The sequence below is a fragment of the Flavobacterium lacustre genome, from assembly GCF_027474525.2.
Lineage (GTDB): Bacteria > Bacteroidota > Bacteroidia > Flavobacteriales > Flavobacteriaceae > Flavobacterium > Flavobacterium lacustre.
Map to the genome: position 1 here is coordinate 84,622 of NZ_CP114882.2, position 17,162 is coordinate 101,783.

Consider the following 17,162-nt stretch of genomic DNA (forward strand, 5'->3'; position numbering starts at 1 on the left):
TGGAAAAAATGGAAAGCCTAATTCACGTTCAAAAAACATTTGAAAAAGTAGTTTACATTGATAAAAGAATTAACCACAGGGAGTTTGATGATTGCGTTTTTAAAAACAGTGATTTCTCTAACAGTGATTTCTCCTATAATAGTTTTATAGATTGCGAATTTATAGATTGTAATCTTTCGATGCTCAATTTGGGCGGAACAAGTCTAAAAACAGTTCGTTTCAAAAACTGTAAATTGTTAGGTATTCAATTTAATGCTTGCGAAGATTTTTTATTCAGCGTTGAATTTCAAGATTGTGTTTTAGATTATTCTCTATTTAATAATAAGAAAATGCCAAAGACAAAATTCAATTCCTGTTCGATGAAAGAAACGAGTTTTATTGGGACTAATCTAACGAATTCGGTTTTTGACAATTGCAATTTAGACAACGCTATTTTTAATGATACTATATTAGCTGCAGCCGATTTTACAACGGCTTACAATTACAAAATAGATCCTGAATTCAATCCGATGAAAAAAGCTAAATTTTCTACGCGAGGAATTGCGGGACTTTTAGACAAATATGACATTAAAATCGAATAATAGTAAACTAGAATTCTACTTATGAAAAAAATAATTGTACTGCTTCCGCTCCTATTGCTATTTTCTTGCTACAATGTCGAAAATAATTGCAAAGATTTTAAAACCGGAAAATTCAAATTTGAATATGAAGTGGATGGCATTAAGAAAACCACCGTTTTCGAACGCAATGACAGCATTGAAGTCGAAACTTTTGAAGGTAAAACTGATACTGCTTCTATCCGATGGGTTAACGATTGTGAATATATATTACAAAAATTACATCCAAAAAATATGTTGGAAGAAAAAGCAATCGTTATGAAAATTTTGACAACATCAAAAAATTCCTATACCTTTGAATTTGGGATGGTTGGCGTAGATGCAAAACAAAGAGGAACCGTAACCAAGATTTCCGAATAGGACTTTTGAACAAAAAATAAAAATCATAAACTATAACTAAATAAAATGGAAGTATTTTTAAATCCCGATGCTTGGATTGCCTTATTGACCTTAACTTTTCTGGAAATCGTATTAGGAATCGACAATATTATTTTCATCTCGATTGCCACGGGAAAACTTCCTGTAGAAAGTCGTAAAAAAGCGACCAAAATAGGAATGTTCCTTGCCATGTTCATGAGAATTGCGTTGTTGTTTGGTATTAATTTATTGATTCAAATGAAAAAACCTTGGTTCACGATAGATTTCAGTTGGTTATCAGCAGGAATCACCGGGCAAAGTGTCATTTTATTCTTAGGGGGTTTATTTCTTATTTACAAAAGCACCAAAGAAATTCATGAGAAAGTAGATATAAAAGGGCATGAAGAACAAGAAATAAGTAAAGCAGCAACAAAATCATTACAAAGCGTGCTTTTGCAGATAATAATGATTGATTTGGTTTTCTCTTTTGACAGTATTCTTACTGCTGTCGGGATGACAAACGGAGTTCCTGGCGCATTATACATTATGATAACTGCAGTTGTAATTTCAGTATTAATAATGATGCAATTTGCTGTTCCTGTTGGGAATTTTGTCAATAAACATCCTTCAATTCAAATTTTAGGTTTATCCTTCTTGATACTAATTGGATTCATGCTATTAACAGAAAGTGCTCATTTATCTAATGCCCTTATTTTAGGAAGTCATGTAACACCGGTACCAAAAGGCTATTTATATTTTGCCATATCATTCTCTCTATTTGTTGAGATTTTGAATATGAAAATGAAGAAAAAAGAATAAAATATTCTATTAGAAAAAGCTCCATTAAGGAGCTTTTTTTTATACAGAAGACAAATTAATTCCAACCCGTTAACCAAACTAAAATAAGTGCAAATTTGATCTTTTTTCTTTTCCACTATTATTTTATAAATTAACTTAGTTGCTACAAATAAGCGTTATGAAAAATACAATCTCCCATAGAGTTGCAGACTTTTTAAAAAACTTCCCTCCTTTTAACTTTTTGCAGCAAAAAGAAATCGAAACACTTTCCGAACAAATATCAATTATTTACAAAGAAAAAGACAGCGTGGTTTTTGCCGAAAATGAAGAAACGCATTCTTCTTTTTATGTTGTCCATAAAGGAGCTGTAGCACTCCGAAAAGGAGAGAAAAATGATGTTTTGGACATGTGTGACGAAGGAGATATTTTTGGATTAAGACCACTTATAGCCAATGAAAACTATAAAATGGAAGCCAGAACCTATGAAGAAAGTATTCTTTATGCTATTCCTATCGCCATATTTAAACCTTACGCTCTTGAAAATAAAGCTGTAGGGAACTTTTTAATAGAAAGTTTTGCTTCTAACACCCGTAATCCTTATTCTAAAAGTCATCGCGGAAAATTATATGGTGACGCAACAGGTGGCGAATTATTAGATTCTGATAAAAATTTATTAGACTTACAGCCTGTAAAATATTCTAAAAAACTAATTACCTGTTCTTCGACAACCACAGCAAAAAACATTGCTGAAATCATGACCAAAAAAAATGTAGGCGCTATTCTCGTAGTAGAAGACACATTGCCAATTGGTATCATTACTGATAAGGATTTGAGAAACAAAATTGTAACGGGAGAATATCCAATCACTACCTCAGCCGCTGAGATAATGACAGCGCCTGTAATCACGTATCCAAAAAAACTGACCATCACGCAGGCTCAAATGGCCATGATGAAAAGTAATATCAGCCATTTATGTCTTACAAAAGATGGAACAACGAATACTAAAGCTGTTGGAATCTTGTCTAAACATGATGTCATGGTATCGCTGGGAAACAATCCGGCAGTATTAATAAAAGCTGTAAAAAGAGCAAAAAAATTCAAAAACATAAAACCGATACGAGCCGGAATTATGCATTTGCTACAAGGATATTTAGATCAAAATATTCCTATGACGCTGACTTCTAAAATCATTACTGAATTAAATGACGCTTGCATCAAGCAAGTCATAGCAATAGCATTAACCAAAATGAAAACGCCTCCGCCTGTAAAATTTGCATGGTTGGCATTGGGAAGTCAAGGACGAAGTGAGCAGTTACTACAAACAGATCAAGACAATGCTTTAGTTTATGAAGATGTTCCAGAAGAGTTAGAAGCAGCAACCAAAAAATATTTTTTAGAATTGGCGACACATGTCAACAAAGGACTTTTTGATATTGGCTATGAATATTGTCCGGCAGAAATGATGGCTTCGAACCCAAAATGGTGTTTGAGCCTTGGTCAATGGAAAGATTTAGTCTACCATTGGATTACTAATCCCGGGAAAAATGAAGTCTTATTATCGTTTATATTTTTTGATTACAGTCTTTCCTATGGCGATAGCGAATTGGTAAATAATCTCTCCGACTCTATTTTCGAAAACATAAAGGCGAATCCTGTATTTTATATTCACTTAGTAAGTGGCGCTTTGCAAAGCCCATCACCAACCGGTTTTTTCAGACAGTTTTTATTGGAACAAGACGGCGCAAACAAAGATTTTTTTGATATAAAAAGACGGGCTCTAATGCCTTTGACTGATGCCGCAAGAGTATTGATTATCTCACATTCGGTAAAATCCATCAGTAATACTCCAGAACGTTTTGAAAAATTAGCCGAGTTAGAACCTGCCAATAGAGAGTTGTATTTAGCCTGTTCCTACTCCTATAAAACCTTATTGAAATTCAGAACCAAACAAGGTCTTTTACATAATGATTCCGGGCAATATATTGCCTTGGAAACGCTCTCTAAGCTAGAAAAAATAAAGCTGAAAAGCACCTTCAAAACCATTAAAGAATTGCAAGAACTTATTACTATCCGATTTAATGTTTCAAATGTATTATGATAAACTTCTTCCAAAAAATCAAAGCAGTTTTATCTGATTTTTGGGGTAAACCCGATGAATCATTCGATGAATCAATATCTATAGATTCGACTCGTTTTGTAGTCTTGGATACTGAAACTACTGGTTTCGATTACACAAATGACCGAATACTCTGTATTGGAGCACTCGTTTTACAAAACGGTGTAATTCCCATTAACGAAAGTTTAGAAATTTTTATCCAACAGGAACATTACGATGAGTCAAGTGCCAAAATTCATGGAATCTTAAAAGAATGCGTGATAGAACGTCCCTCAGAATTACAAGCGTTACAAGAGTTTCTAAGCTTTCTGGGAGATTCAATCATAATTGCGCATCATACCGTTTTTGACATTACGATGATTAACAAAGCATTAAAAAGAAATGGTTTACCAGAATTAAAAAACAAAACACTAGACACTGCAGTTCTTTACAAAAAAACATTATTGATTTCTAATTTATTAGAACGCAAGGAAGCCTATAGTTTAGACGAGCTGGCCGATAAATTTGATATTTCTAAAAAAGACAGACATACCGCAATGGGCGATGCTTACATTACCGCAATAGCTTTTTTAAAAATTCTAAAAAAATTGAGAGAAAAAAAGGAAATGACGCTAAAAGAATTATTCAGATAAAAACAGCAAACAATTCCTAAAAGTATTTAAATTAAAAAAGCTCCTAAAAAGGAGCTTTTTTTTCTATTCTAAACTTAATGTTATTTGTCCGTCATCTTCAAGTTGACCAGAAATAGCATCAGAATCCGTTTCGCCTTGAACTTCTATTTCTTCGGGAATAATTTCCTCTGGTGCTTCATAAGGCAGCGGTTCCAGTAAATTAACTTGTTTCAATTTATCTGTTGTTAATTGATTTCCTAAAGCTTTAAATCCTTTCACAGCAATAAAAGACTCAATATCTACCGTCATGTTTTCTTTTTGAACTCCTTTCACTTTAGTGAAAATTAATTCGGCAACAGGACGATAATCCGTAGCAACAATTTCCAATTGAGAATTAGGATGTTCCGTTATGAAAATTTCCTCTTTATTTTCGGTTTCCACCAAAAAACGCTTGATGTAATACCGTTCTTTTTCACCATCATAATAAATGGCAGAAATTGGTTTTTTAGGAATCCATTTTTCCAAAACAACCATATCTTCATCAAAATGAGTAGATAATTCCGGCGTAATCACTTTCAGTTTTCCCGATTGATGAATCACTAATATTTTGTCATTTGGCCTGAATTCACCTAACAATTCTCCTCGCGCATCTACATTTAATCTTTGCACAGTGTCATCAAACCAGACTTTTCTTGGTAATAAAGTAGAAATTCCTTTCTCTTTCAATTCGATTTTTTTGATTGGATATTTGGTTACCAAATTCCCTTTAGACGCTCTGCCTTTTATAGCTAAATTAGCAAAATCAATATCGAATTTTAATTTTTTCACACTTCCAACCTGACGTAATATAATCGTGATAACCTCCGCTTCTCCGTTTGGATTGCAGGAGAAATAAAGAATTTGTGAACCAGCGGTTTCATTAGTCAAATCGTATGCTTTATCACGAGTCACTCCGGAAACATTAAATCGTTTAATGTAAGACGGACCTGATTTTCCGTCGCGATAAATCATATTGTAAATCGTTCTTTTATCACTTTTATCAAAAATCGCAATATGAATGATGTCCTTACCTACGAATGTTTTTGCATCCACTTTGGTAATCATCATTTTTCCATCTCGCAGAAAAACAATTACATCATCAATATCAGAACAATCGGTAACATATTCGTCTTTTTTCAGGCTTGTTCCCACAAAACCTTCTTCTCTGTTTACGTAGAGTTTTGTATTTCTTAAAACTACTTTTGTCGCTTCAATATCATCAAAAATTCGAAGTTCTGTTTGGCGTTCCCGTCCTTTACCGTATTTTTCTTTTAATTTGGTAAAATAGGCAATCGCAAAATCAATCAGATGCTCTAAATTATATTTTACTTGTTCGATATCACCTTCCAGTGATTCGATTTTATCCTGTGCTTTATTGCTGTCAAATTTAGAAATACGCATGATTCGAATATCCAACAAACGCAAAATATCTTCTTCGGTAACGGCTCGTTTCAAATGTTTAATGTGTGGTTTCAAACCATCATCAACGGCCTTAATTACCGTTTCTCTCGTCGTCATTTCTTCAATATCGCGATAGATTTTATTTTCAATAAAAATACGTTCCAATGAAAGGAAATGCCATTGCTCCTCTAATTCCCCCAACTGAATTTCGAGTTCACTTTTCAAAAGTTGAACCGTTCTGTTGGTCGAAATTTTCAACATATCCGTCACCCCGATAAACAATGGTTTATTGTCTTCGATCACACAACCCAGTGGCGCCACCGAAGTTTCGCAAGCGGTGAATGCAAACAAAGCATCAATAGTTTTATCCGGAGAAACTCCAGGAAAGAGATGAATTAATATCTCAACATCGGCAGCTGTATTATCTTCAATTTTTTTGATTTTGATTTTCCCTTTGTCATTGGCTTTCAAAATACTGTCAATCAAAGTCGTCGTATTGGTAGAAAACGGGATTTGGGTAATCACCAAAGTATTTTTATCCAGTTGGCCAATTTTTGCACGCACACGCACACGACCGCCTCGCATTCCATCATTGTAATTCGACACATCGGCAATACCTTGCGTCATAAAATCCGGATACAACGTAAACGGTTTTCCTTTTAATATTTTTATGGAGGAATCAATTAATTCATTGAAATTATGTGGCAATACTTTTGTCGAAAGTCCCACTGCAATACCTTCGGCTCCTTGTGCCAAAAGCAACGGAAATTTCACAGGAAGATTGTTCGGTTCTGCACGACGACCATCATAAGAAACACCCCAATCGGTTATTTTTGGAGAATATAAAACTTCTAAAGCAAATTTTGACAAACGCGCTTCAATATAACGAGAAGCCGCAGCGCCATCTCCTGTTAGAATATTCCCCCAGTTTCCCTGGCAATCTATAAGTAATTCTTTCTGACCAATTTGTACCATTGCATCACCGATACTCTGATCTCCGTGCGGATGATACTGCATGGTGTGACCAACAACATTAGCCACTTTATTGTAGCGACCATCATCAAGCTCTTTTAGAGAGTGCATGATTCTGCGCTGCACCGGTTTGAAACCGTCCTCAATAGCGGGGACAGCGCGCTCCAAAATTACATACGAAGCATAATCCAGAAACCAGTCCTTGTACATTCCCGTAACTTTGGTAATGGTATCGTTTCCGTCTTCTTGATTTTCGTAAAAATGCTGTCCTTCAAAAGATTTTCCTTCAAACTGATTTTCATCAATTGAATTATCCTCGTCTTGCCCTTCTGGAATTGTATTTTCGTCTTCTTCGTCTTTCATTTATGCTAATTCGAAATTAAAATTCGATTTTATTTTCAATTTAAAAAAGCAAATAATCCTGATGCTTTTTCTAATTTTATAAAACTGTAGATTACTCTACTAATATCTTTTTCATGCAATCAGATTATTAACTTACCTCTATTACATCTAAATCTACTTTTAGATTTTTAATAATAAACTCTTGTCGGTCCGGTGTGTTTTTCCCCATATAAAAGGACAGCAATTGCTCGATTGAGGTATTTTTGTCCATCATAATCGGATCTAAACGAATGGTTTCTCCAATGAAATTTTTAAACTCATCCGGAGAAATTTCTCCCAAACCTTTAAATCGAGTGATTTCTGGTTTCGGTTTTAATTTTTCAATGGCATCTTTACGCTCGTCATCAGAATAGCAGTAAATCGTTTCTTTTTTATTTCGAACCCTGAAAAGTGGCGTTTGCAAAATATACAAATGCCCCTCTTTGATTAATTCAGGAAAAAATTGCAGGAAAAAAGTAATCAATAACAGGCGAATGTGCATTCCGTCGACATCGGCATCGGTTGCAATCACGATGTTGTTGTACCGCAATTTTTCCAATCCGTCTTCAATATCTAATGCCGCTTGCAACAAATTGAATTCTTCATTTTCGTATACAATTTTCTTGCTCATTCCATACGAATTCAACGGCTTACCACGCAAACTAAAAACGGCTTGTGTATTTACATCACGTGATTTGGTAATCGACCCGGAAGCCGAATCTCCCTCAGTAATAAAAAGGGTGCTCTCTAAACTTTTAGGATTTTTAGTATCCGGAAGATGCGCCCGACAATCTCTTAATTTCTTATTATGCAGATTCGCTTTTTTGGCACGATCTGTTGCTAGTTTTCGAATACCTGATAATTCTTTACGCTCTCTTTCGGCTTGAAGAATTTTTCGCAACAATGCTTCGGCAGTTGGAGGATTCTTATGTAAATAATTGTCTAATTTCGTTTTCACAAAATCATTTACAAAAGTACGAACCGAAGGCATTCCGGGTTCTGAACCCATATCTGTCGAACCCAATTTGGTTTTGGTTTGTGACTCAAAAACCGGCTCCATCACTTTGATACTAATCGCCGTAACAATCGATTTTCGAACATCAGAAGCTTCAAAACTTTTATTGTAAAATTCACGAATGGTTTTTACAATTGCTTCACGATAAGCAGCTAAATGTGTTCCGCCTTGCGTTGTATTTTGTCCATTCACAAACGAATGGTATTCTTCGCTGTATTGAGTTTTACTGTGCGTTAAGGCAATTTCTATATCATCACCTTTCAAGTGAATGATTGGATATTCCAGATCATCCGCATTAATAGTTTCTTCTAATAAATCTTTCAGACCATTCTCTGAAAAATATTTTTCACCATTAAAGATTATAGTCAAACCATTGTTTAAGTAACAATAGTTTTTGAGCATTTTGATGATGTACTCAAATCTGAATTTATAATTTTTGAAAATCGCTTCATCCGGAATAAAAGTAACTTTGGTTCCTTTTCGCTTGGTCGTTTCAATGATATCTTCTTCGAGAACTAAATTTCCTCCACAAAATTCTGCTGCTTTTTGTTTATCGTCACGTACGGATTCTACACGAAAATAATTAGATAAAGCATTAACGGCTTTTGTTCCAACCCCGTTTAAACCAACGGATTTCTTAAAGGCTAGTGAATCATATTTTCCACCGGTATTCATTTTAGAAACAACATCGATTACTTTTCCAAGCGGAATTCCACGACCATAATCCCGAACGGTAACCGTTTTATCCTTGATGGTTACTTCAATAGTTTTGCCCGCACCCATAACGAATTCATCGATACAGTTATCGAGCACTTCTTTTAATAAAATATAAATACCATCATCGGATGATGAACCGTCGCCCAATTTCCCAATGTACATTCCAGGACGCATACGGATGTGTTCTTTCCAGTCGAGAGAGCGAATATTGTCTTCGGTGTATTGATTTTGATCGGACATGAGAAATTTTATCGATTTTGTGCTAATGTAAGCTATATCGATAGATTTTAAAAGAGGAAAACACCAAAGTTATTAAGAATGATATTGACAAAAAAAAGTAAAAATTTGAAGTTTCAAAAATTAAAAACCCTTAACGATGTCTTTCAGTTGCTTATCTAATGCTGGGTTCGAAATTGTATTATTTACAACATCAAAATTTTCATTGAAACTAGGTAAGGAAAACGTTGCTTTAATATTTCCTCCATAACGAGGCAAAGCATTTTTTGCTATTTCCAATACACTTAATCCGCCTCTGGCTCCCGGCGAAGTTGCCATGAGAAGCATAGGCTTATCTTGAAATACTTTGGCACCAATTCTGGAACACCAGTCGAAAATATTTTTGAAAGCCGCAGCATAATTTGCGTTATTTTCGGCTAATGAAATTACTAAAATATCCGCTTCACTAATTTTAGAAAGAAATGCTTTTGCGAGCGGGTGTTGACCAATCTCAGCCTCGATGTCGACACTAAAAATTGGCATCTGAAAATCATTCAAATCCAAAACTTCCACTGTGGCATTTTCGAACAAATGTGCGGCATAAGTGGCTAATTTCTTGTTGATTGAATTTTTACTGGGGCTTGCGCCAAAGGCTATAATTTTCATAAGAATTAGTTTTTTTACTAAAATTAATCGAAATATAAATAGTAAACCAACACTTACGGATTAAATTATGAAAAAATTAGAACTTTAAAAAAAAGAGATACTTATTCTTTGTAGTATTTACACAATTTTCTATTCAAATCTCTAGGGATAAACGGTTTTGTAATATACTCATTGACGCCTATTTGTATTGCTTTTTCCAAACTCAAGTAAGAAGTTGAAGCCGTTAAAGCTATTATAGGAATCGAAGAATTTGTTCTTCTTATAATTGCTGTCGCTTCATAGCCATCCATTACAGGCATGGACAAATCCATCAAAATGAGATTATACATATTTTCTTTAAACTTTTCTATAGCCTCAAGCCCATTTACAGCAATATCAACATCAATATTCCAGCGCTTTAATATTCTATCGGCAACTTTAATATTGATTAAATTATCTTCAACCAAGAGTACTTTAAATCCACTCAGGTCTTTTTCTTGATAATCATCCGAATTACCAATTGCATTTAACTGGCTATTTTTTTCTGCTATCGGTAAGTCGAGAACAAAACTAAAATTAGAACCTGAACCTATTTCACTTTTTAATTCAATCTCAGAAAGCAAAATTTTAAGTAATTTTTTTACAATTATCAAACCTAATCCTGAACCACCATATTCTCTTGACGTCTTATTATCAGCCTGGGTAAACTTTTCAAAAATAGAATTAAACTTTTCTAAATCGATTCCAATTCCATTATCAATGATTTGAACTTTAAAAACAGAATTATTATTCTTAACTCCAATTTGATCTATTTTAATCTGAATCAATCCATTTTTAGTGAACTTTATTGCATTCATAACCAAGTTGGTTATAATTTGACTGATTCGTAATGGATCACTAATAACACTAGTTACAAAATGATCATCAAAAAGCACTTCTATCTGATTTCCATTCTCTAATGCTCTTGTTTTAAGTGATTTAACTACATCTAAAACCAATTCTTTGAAGTCAAACGGAATAGTTTCTAAAATTATTTTTCCAGCTTCAATTTTATTAAAATCTAAAATATTATTGATTAATAAGAATAAATTTTGAGCGGAATTTTTTAAGACATCTAGATTTTCCTGAAAGCTTTCTATCGTCCCTTCCTTTTCCATGATATACAAAAGACCAATAATTGCATTCAATGGAGTACGGATTTCGTGACTCATAATCGACAAAAAATCAGACTTAGCTTCGTTTGCTTTCTCGGCATTAAGTTTAGCTGTAAACAATTGACTTTCTGCTTCTTTTTTAAATTCTATTTCATTTTGCAATATTTGCAACAACTCAACTAAATTATCATCAGTATCAAGCGCTATGTTATTATTTGTATTTAATTGTTTTATAGCGCCAATCAACTTTTCTTGAATACTTCTTTTTTTATCTAATTGATCTTTAATTCTGTTATTAATATCATAAAATTCTATATCGTTTAAACGAATAGATTGTTCAAATAGTTCCGCATCTTTTTCATAATTCAAATAGGATTGATTTACCACATCAATAAATTTTTGAATCGAAGGATTATCATTAATAATTTCCTCTGACAAAAACTTATTAATTTGTCTTTTTAAATGAATATGCAAATCAGTACTATTCATGCAATTATTCCTCCATTATTGTTAAAACAGCTATCGTTTGATTGTGTAATTCACATGTTTTATTTTTATCAACCACTGGTGCAATTTCTCCATAAGAATAAAACCCACAAATTAATGTTTCATTCCCAGAAGCTTCTTTTACCGATTCAAATTCCTCCTCTATTCTATCCCCAAGCACCACTTTTCTTCCTACACAACTTACAACCAATGCTAGTTTTGGTTTTTTTGAATGGCTCGAAAATGAATCCATTGTTGCACTATATGAGGCGTCAATTAGTTTATCGACATTTCCTTTCATTAAACGAACAAATGAACCTTGCGGAACATTTCCTGCAAAAGTCATTGATTTACGATTTTCATCAATAGATAAAATAGTTCGCACAACCGGCAAAGAATGTTTGTTTTCTTTCATTGAAAGCGGAAAATACAATGCCGATCCTGGTAAATCATTCGCATATTTGCCCAAATATTCCTTATATAAATCCAAGGCAAATCGGTCTCCTATTTTATATACTATATTATTCTCTGCAACTGAAACCTCTCTTTCCGGACCAAAATCAGACCATCCCCCTTCACAACCATATCCTAAATGTATAGCATCGCCGTAAAAACCAATAACCACGATTTTTCCTTCACTTCCATCAGCATTAAACCCCACCAAAGTTCTTTCGAAATTAAGATTATCTCCAGCCAAACCTCCAAAAATTGGAATTTTGAATTCGGTTTGTTTTTCTAACTCATTTACTAACTCACTTCCATTAACATAACTCCCTTCAGAAATAACTAAAAGAGATTTCAAATCTTCTGATAAAAGTTCTTTTTTAATGACTTCTCCTAAAGCGCTAATACTATTATTTTCCAAAAGGTCAATCTCGGCAACTTTAATTTCAGTTTTTTCGAATGCTATCGCTGTCGCAATAACATTTTCAGATTCTATAGTATTATTTGAGATTTGACCGGCAGTAGAACAAATAACAATTTGAGCATTAGGATACAATTCTTTCAGTTGAGCATAAGGCATAGAAACCTCTAAAATAACTCGTTCTCCAAACACCAATACTAAATTTGCTTGTGCTGCCAAAAAATCAGGATTAGAAAAAATAATTTCCGATTGATTTTTATCACTAATTTTAATTTGCTGTAGTTTCATGTTACTTTATTCAAATATTAGCTTATTTGCTATTAATTGTATTTAAATTATTAAAAACAAATTAATTTAATAAATAAAAATACTGTTTTTTACGATTAAATAACAGAAACTAATATATAAAAGCAAATTAAAAAGCTATAAATTAAAATCTCAAACGAAAATTTAACTTCCTATTTCTTAAAATAAATTAAATTTTATAAAAAAAGCTGCAAAATTACTCTTGCAGCTTTTTTTATTACCATTACTATTTTTCAAATTTAAACACCTGCCTTTAAATTAAAAGTATTTGTGTTCAATTGAAAAGATTTTATAAATACAAAAGACATTCCTGCCTCCTGAAACGTATCTTACTAAACGTTGAATCTAAAATGCATTACATCACCATCTTTTACAACGTATTCTTTTCCTTCTACTTTGAATTTTCCGGCTTCTTTACATTTAGCTTCTGAGCCATAGTGAACGAAATCTTCATATGAAATAACTTCGGCACGAATGAATCCTTTTTCGAAATCAGTATGAATAACTCCTGCAGCTTGTGGTGCTGTTGCCCCTACATTGATTGTCCAAGCACGAACTTCTTTAACACCAGCAGTAAAATACGTTTGTTGTTTCAATAATTTATAAGCCGCACGAATTAATACAGATGCTCCCGGCTCTTGTAATCCCATGTCTTCCAAAAAAACCTGACGCTCTTCGTAACTTTCCAGTTCTGTAATATCAGCTTCGGCACCTACCGAAAGTACAATAACCTCTGCTTCTTCGTCTTTTACCAATTCACGAACTTGGTCAACATATTTATTTCCGCTAACTGCTGAATTCTCATCAACATTACAAACATACAATACTGGTTTTGCAGTAATCAATTGAAAACCTTCCATTAATACTTCCTCGTCATTGCTTTGAGGAATTACAGTTCTGGCAGATTTTGCTTGAAGCAACGTTTCTCTGATTCTATCTAAAAGTGCTTTTTCGGTTTGCGCTTCTTTGTTACCGGTTTTAGCTGCACGGTTCACTTTTTCCAAACGTTTTTCAACATTTTCAAGATCTTTTAACTGCAACTCGATATCAATCGTTTCTTTATCTCGAATTGGATTTACGTTCCCGTCAACGTGAACAATGTTATCATTATCAAAACAACGCAACACATGAATAATAGCATTACATTCTCTAATGTTACCCAAAAATTGATTTCCAAGTCCTTCGCCTTTACTCGCTCCTTTTACAAGACCTGCAATGTCAACAATATCAACTGTTGCCATTTGTACACGTTCTGGTTTGACCAACTCTTCTAATTTTTCCATACGGGAATCAGGAACATTGACAACTCCTATATTAGGTTCGATTGTGCAAAAAGGAAAGTTAGCACTTTGCGCTTTTGCATTAGATAAACAATTAAACAATGTTGATTTTCCAACATTCGGTAATCCTACAATTCCTGCTTTCATGATATTTTAGTTTACAAACAGCAGTTTCCTGCTAAAAGTTTTTAGTACTTAACTTTAAAAGTTTGCAAATATAAGATTAAAAAAATTTTAGAAAGCATAATGCTTCCATTAATCCATTAAGATTGGTTCTTTTTCGTATTATCAATTCAATATTATTTTTTGCATCATTTTATTTACTCCATAATTTTAATTATTGATTTTAGTTTATCCGTAATATTTACAAAAAAATAAATCGACTGTAAATGTTTTGTTAAAAAAAATCTATATTGCACCTAAATTAAACCAAACCAAACAAAAATTCAACAGATTATGAAAAAAATGACCTTATTGTTTTTTTTACTGAACATCAGCTTTCTTTTTGCTCAAAAAGAAGTTTCCGGTGTGGTAAAAGACAACGCCGGAGCAACACTTCCGGGCGTTAATGTGATTGAAAAAGGGACCAAAAATGGAGTTTCTACCGATATGGACGGAAACTACAAAATCAAAGTCAACGAAGGTGCTACTTTAGTATTCAGTTATATTGGATACAAATCAGTTTCAAAAGCGGCTACAGACACTACAATTGATGTAGTATTATCTGGAGAAGGCGAACAAGAATTGAAGGAAGTTCAAATTGTAGGTTCCAGAAATTCTAAAAGAACAGTAGTAAATTCAGCCGTGCCGATTGACATCATAAGTGTTAAAGATGTTACTACACAAAGCGGAAAATTAGAAATTAATGAATTATTGCAATACGTTGCTCCTTCATTTAACGCAAACAAACAATCCGGTTCTGATGGTGCGGATCACGTTGACCCAGCTTCGTTAAGAGGTATGGGACCGGATCAGACACTTGTTTTAATTAACGGAAAAAGAAGACATCAATCGTCACTTATCAACCTTTTTGGAACACGCGGAAGAGGAAATACAGGAACCGATTTGAATGCAATTCCAGCTTCTTCTATTAAAAGAATTGAAATTTTAAGAGATGGTGCAGCAGCACAATATGGTTCTGATGCCATTTCTGGAGTTATCAATATTGTTTTGAATGACAATGTAAACGAATTAACCGGTAGCGTAACTTATGGCGCTTTTAACACCAACGCCAAAGGAGATTTTCCTGCGGGAACAGCTAATACAGACGGGAACCGTTTAGATCAAAACGGAAACGGGAATACCTTTGGAAAAGACAAAGCTTTTGACGGAGGTTCTGTAAAAGTAGCTGCAAATTATGGTGTTGCTCTTGGCGAAAAAGGTGGTTTTGCTAATTTCACAACAGAATATTTAAGTAAAAACAAAACTTTACGTCCTGGATTTGATTTCAGAAAAGGATTTGGAGAAGCTGAAATACAAGGTTTCAACTTTTTTGGAAACATGGCAATTCCAGTGTCTGATAAAACAGAATTTTATGCTTTTGGCGGAAGAAACTACAGAGATACTGATGCCTATGCTTTTACCAGAAATGATGGAAAAAGAGTGGTAGAGTCTATTTACCCGGGAGGTTACACGCCAAGAATCACCTCTAATATTCTTGACAACTCCTTTGCTGCAGGTTTCAGAACTGAAACGGCCAGCGGTTGGAAAATTGACATCAGTAATACCTATGGAAAAAATCTTTTTCACTACTTTATTAAAGGAACTATCAATGCTTCTTTGGAAGAAGCTTCACCAACAGAATTTGATGCGGGTGGACATAGTTTAAGCCAAAATACAATGAATTTTGATTTTTCAAAAAATTATAGTTCTGTTTTAAACGGAATGAATATCGCTTTTGGAGCAGAATTCCGTACTGAAAAATTCAACATTTTTGCTGGAGAACAAGGCTCTTATGCAACTTACGATACAAATGGATTGCCAATTACTAATCCTGCAACACAATCTGCGCCTATCGACCCAATTTCGGAAGAAGCAAGACCAGGAGGTTCTCAAGGTTTCCCAGGATACAGTCCAGCAAATGCAGTTGACCAAAGCCGAACAAACTTATCTTTGTATTCTGATGCGGAGTTTGACTTGTCAGAAAGTTTCTTAGTAAGTACAGCAGTTCGTTATGAAAACTACAGTGATTTTGGAAGTACCCTTAACGGAAAAATTGCCGCCAGACTGAAAGCTTCTAAAAACATTAATTTCAGAGGTTCATTGAGTACTGGATTCAGAGCACCTTCATTGGCACAAATTTACTATAATTTAAGATTTACCAATTTCTCTTCTAGTGGAGCATCAGAAATCTTACTTTCTCCAAACAACAGCCCGGTAACAAAAGCTTTTGGAATAGATAAATTGAATGAGGAAAAAGCGATTAACGGTTCCTTAGGTATGACGGCAAATTTTGGAGATTTCACCGCTACTATTGACGGATACATGATAAATGTAAAAGATAGAATTGTATTGACCGGATATTTTGATGCATCAACATTTGATATTGGTGTAGATGAGGCTCAATTTTTCGTAAATGGTGTAGATACTAAAACAACAGGTCTTGATGTCGTTTTGGCTTGGAAAAAGAAATTTGGAGACAGTTCTTTTGGAGCTACATTAGTAGGAAACGTTAATAACATGAAAATTGACAAGGTTAAAAACGGATCTTTAGACAAAGAAATTTTCTTTGGAGAAAGAGAAAAAGCGTTTTTATTAGCTTCTGCTCCAGAAAACAAATTTGGTTTAAATTTGAATTTCGACCAAAAATGGTTTAATGCTGGCTTAGCATTCACTCGTTTTAGCGAAGTAAAATTATTAGATTATCAAATGTATGAAAGCGTTGAAGACTATGGTACTTTTGCTGACCAGATAAAAGCGGCAACAGATACTTATGGAGCTAAAATCGTAACTGATTTAACTTTAGGCTTCAAACTTTCTAAAGCTACTAAATTAAGTATTGGAGCAAATAACTTATTCAACATCTATCCTGATCAACAAGATGACTGGGTTGAAGCTGGTGGATATTGGGATGCTGTTCAAATGGGCTTCAATGGAGCGTATTATTATGCCAGATTAGGATTTAACTTCTAATCAAGACACATATAAAACAAAAAAATCCTGAGTTAACACTCAGGATTTTTTTAT

12 protein-coding genes are annotated in these 17,162 nt (G+C 33.8%); 6 read left to right on the forward strand and 6 right to left on the reverse strand.

Annotated elements, in window-relative coordinates:
• The first annotated feature begins 8 nt into the window (after nucleotides 1-8).
• The 5 genes from O6P34_RS00475 to O6P34_RS00495 all read left to right on the forward strand — a co-directional run bounded on the left by O6P34_RS00475 (nucleotide 9) and on the right by O6P34_RS00495 (nucleotide 4,520).
• Entirely contained in the window at nucleotides 9-581 is a 573-nt protein-coding gene (locus O6P34_RS00475) for a pentapeptide repeat-containing protein (RefSeq protein WP_269685406.1), read from the forward strand.
• A gap of 21 nt (nucleotides 582-602) precedes the next feature.
• Nucleotides 603-977, forward strand: coding sequence for a DNA topoisomerase IV (locus O6P34_RS00480; RefSeq protein WP_269685407.1), 375 nt, complete (start codon nucleotides 603-605; stop codon nucleotides 975-977).
• A gap of 45 nt (nucleotides 978-1,022) precedes the next feature.
• Nucleotides 1,023-1,793 (forward strand): TerC family protein, encoded by a 771-nt coding sequence (locus O6P34_RS00485; RefSeq protein WP_269685408.1) that lies wholly within the window; start codon nucleotides 1,023-1,025, stop codon nucleotides 1,791-1,793.
• Nucleotides 1,794-1,950: 157 nt separating this feature from the next.
• Nucleotides 1,951-3,870 (forward strand): DUF294 nucleotidyltransferase-like domain-containing protein, encoded by a 1,920-nt coding sequence (locus O6P34_RS00490; protein ID WP_269685409.1) that lies wholly within the window; start codon nucleotides 1,951-1,953, stop codon nucleotides 3,868-3,870.
• Nucleotides 3,867-4,520, forward strand: a complete 654-nt coding sequence (locus tag O6P34_RS00495) for a 3'-5' exonuclease (protein ID WP_269685410.1) — start codon at nucleotides 3,867-3,869, stop codon at nucleotides 4,518-4,520. Before O6P34_RS00490 ends, O6P34_RS00495 begins: the two co-directional genes overlap by 4 nt.
• A gap of 63 nt (nucleotides 4,521-4,583) precedes the next feature.
• Here O6P34_RS00495 and O6P34_RS00500 read toward each other — a convergent pair whose 3' ends face one another.
• The 6 genes from O6P34_RS00500 to ychF all read right to left on the reverse strand — a co-directional run bounded on the left by O6P34_RS00500 (nucleotide 4,584) and on the right by ychF (nucleotide 14,123).
• Nucleotides 4,584-7,274 (reverse strand): DNA gyrase/topoisomerase IV subunit A, encoded by a 2,691-nt coding sequence (locus O6P34_RS00500; RefSeq protein ID WP_269685411.1) that lies wholly within the window; start codon nucleotides 7,272-7,274, stop codon nucleotides 4,584-4,586.
• Nucleotides 7,275-7,401: 127 nt separating this feature from the next.
• Nucleotides 7,402-9,264, reverse strand: coding sequence for a DNA topoisomerase IV subunit B (locus O6P34_RS00505; protein ID WP_269685412.1), 1,863 nt, complete (start codon nucleotides 9,262-9,264; stop codon nucleotides 7,402-7,404).
• Nucleotides 9,265-9,384: 120 nt separating this feature from the next.
• Nucleotides 9,385-9,906 (reverse strand): NADPH-dependent FMN reductase, encoded by a 522-nt coding sequence (locus O6P34_RS00510; protein WP_269685413.1) that lies wholly within the window; start codon nucleotides 9,904-9,906, stop codon nucleotides 9,385-9,387.
• A gap of 101 nt (nucleotides 9,907-10,007) precedes the next feature.
• Nucleotides 10,008-11,528, reverse strand: a complete 1,521-nt coding sequence (locus tag O6P34_RS00515; protein ID WP_269685414.1) for a response regulator — start codon at nucleotides 11,526-11,528, stop codon at nucleotides 10,008-10,010.
• 4 nt (nucleotides 11,529-11,532) lie between these two features.
• Nucleotides 11,533-12,678, reverse strand: a complete 1,146-nt coding sequence (locus O6P34_RS00520; RefSeq protein ID WP_269685415.1) for an FIST signal transduction protein — start codon at nucleotides 12,676-12,678, stop codon at nucleotides 11,533-11,535.
• A gap of 350 nt (nucleotides 12,679-13,028) precedes the next feature.
• On the reverse strand, nucleotides 13,029-14,123 hold the full coding sequence (gene ychF / locus O6P34_RS00525) for a redox-regulated ATPase YchF (RefSeq protein ID WP_269685416.1): 1,095 nt from the start codon (nucleotides 14,121-14,123) through the stop codon (nucleotides 13,029-13,031).
• A 309-nt stretch (nucleotides 14,124-14,432) separates the two neighbouring features.
• Between ychF and O6P34_RS00530 the strand changes: the two genes are divergently transcribed.
• Nucleotides 14,433-17,108: a TonB-dependent receptor gene (locus O6P34_RS00530; RefSeq protein WP_269685417.1), complete on the forward strand. Its 2,676-nt coding sequence runs from the start codon at nucleotides 14,433-14,435 to the stop codon at nucleotides 17,106-17,108.
• The last annotated feature ends 54 nt before the right edge of the window (nucleotides 17,109-17,162 follow it).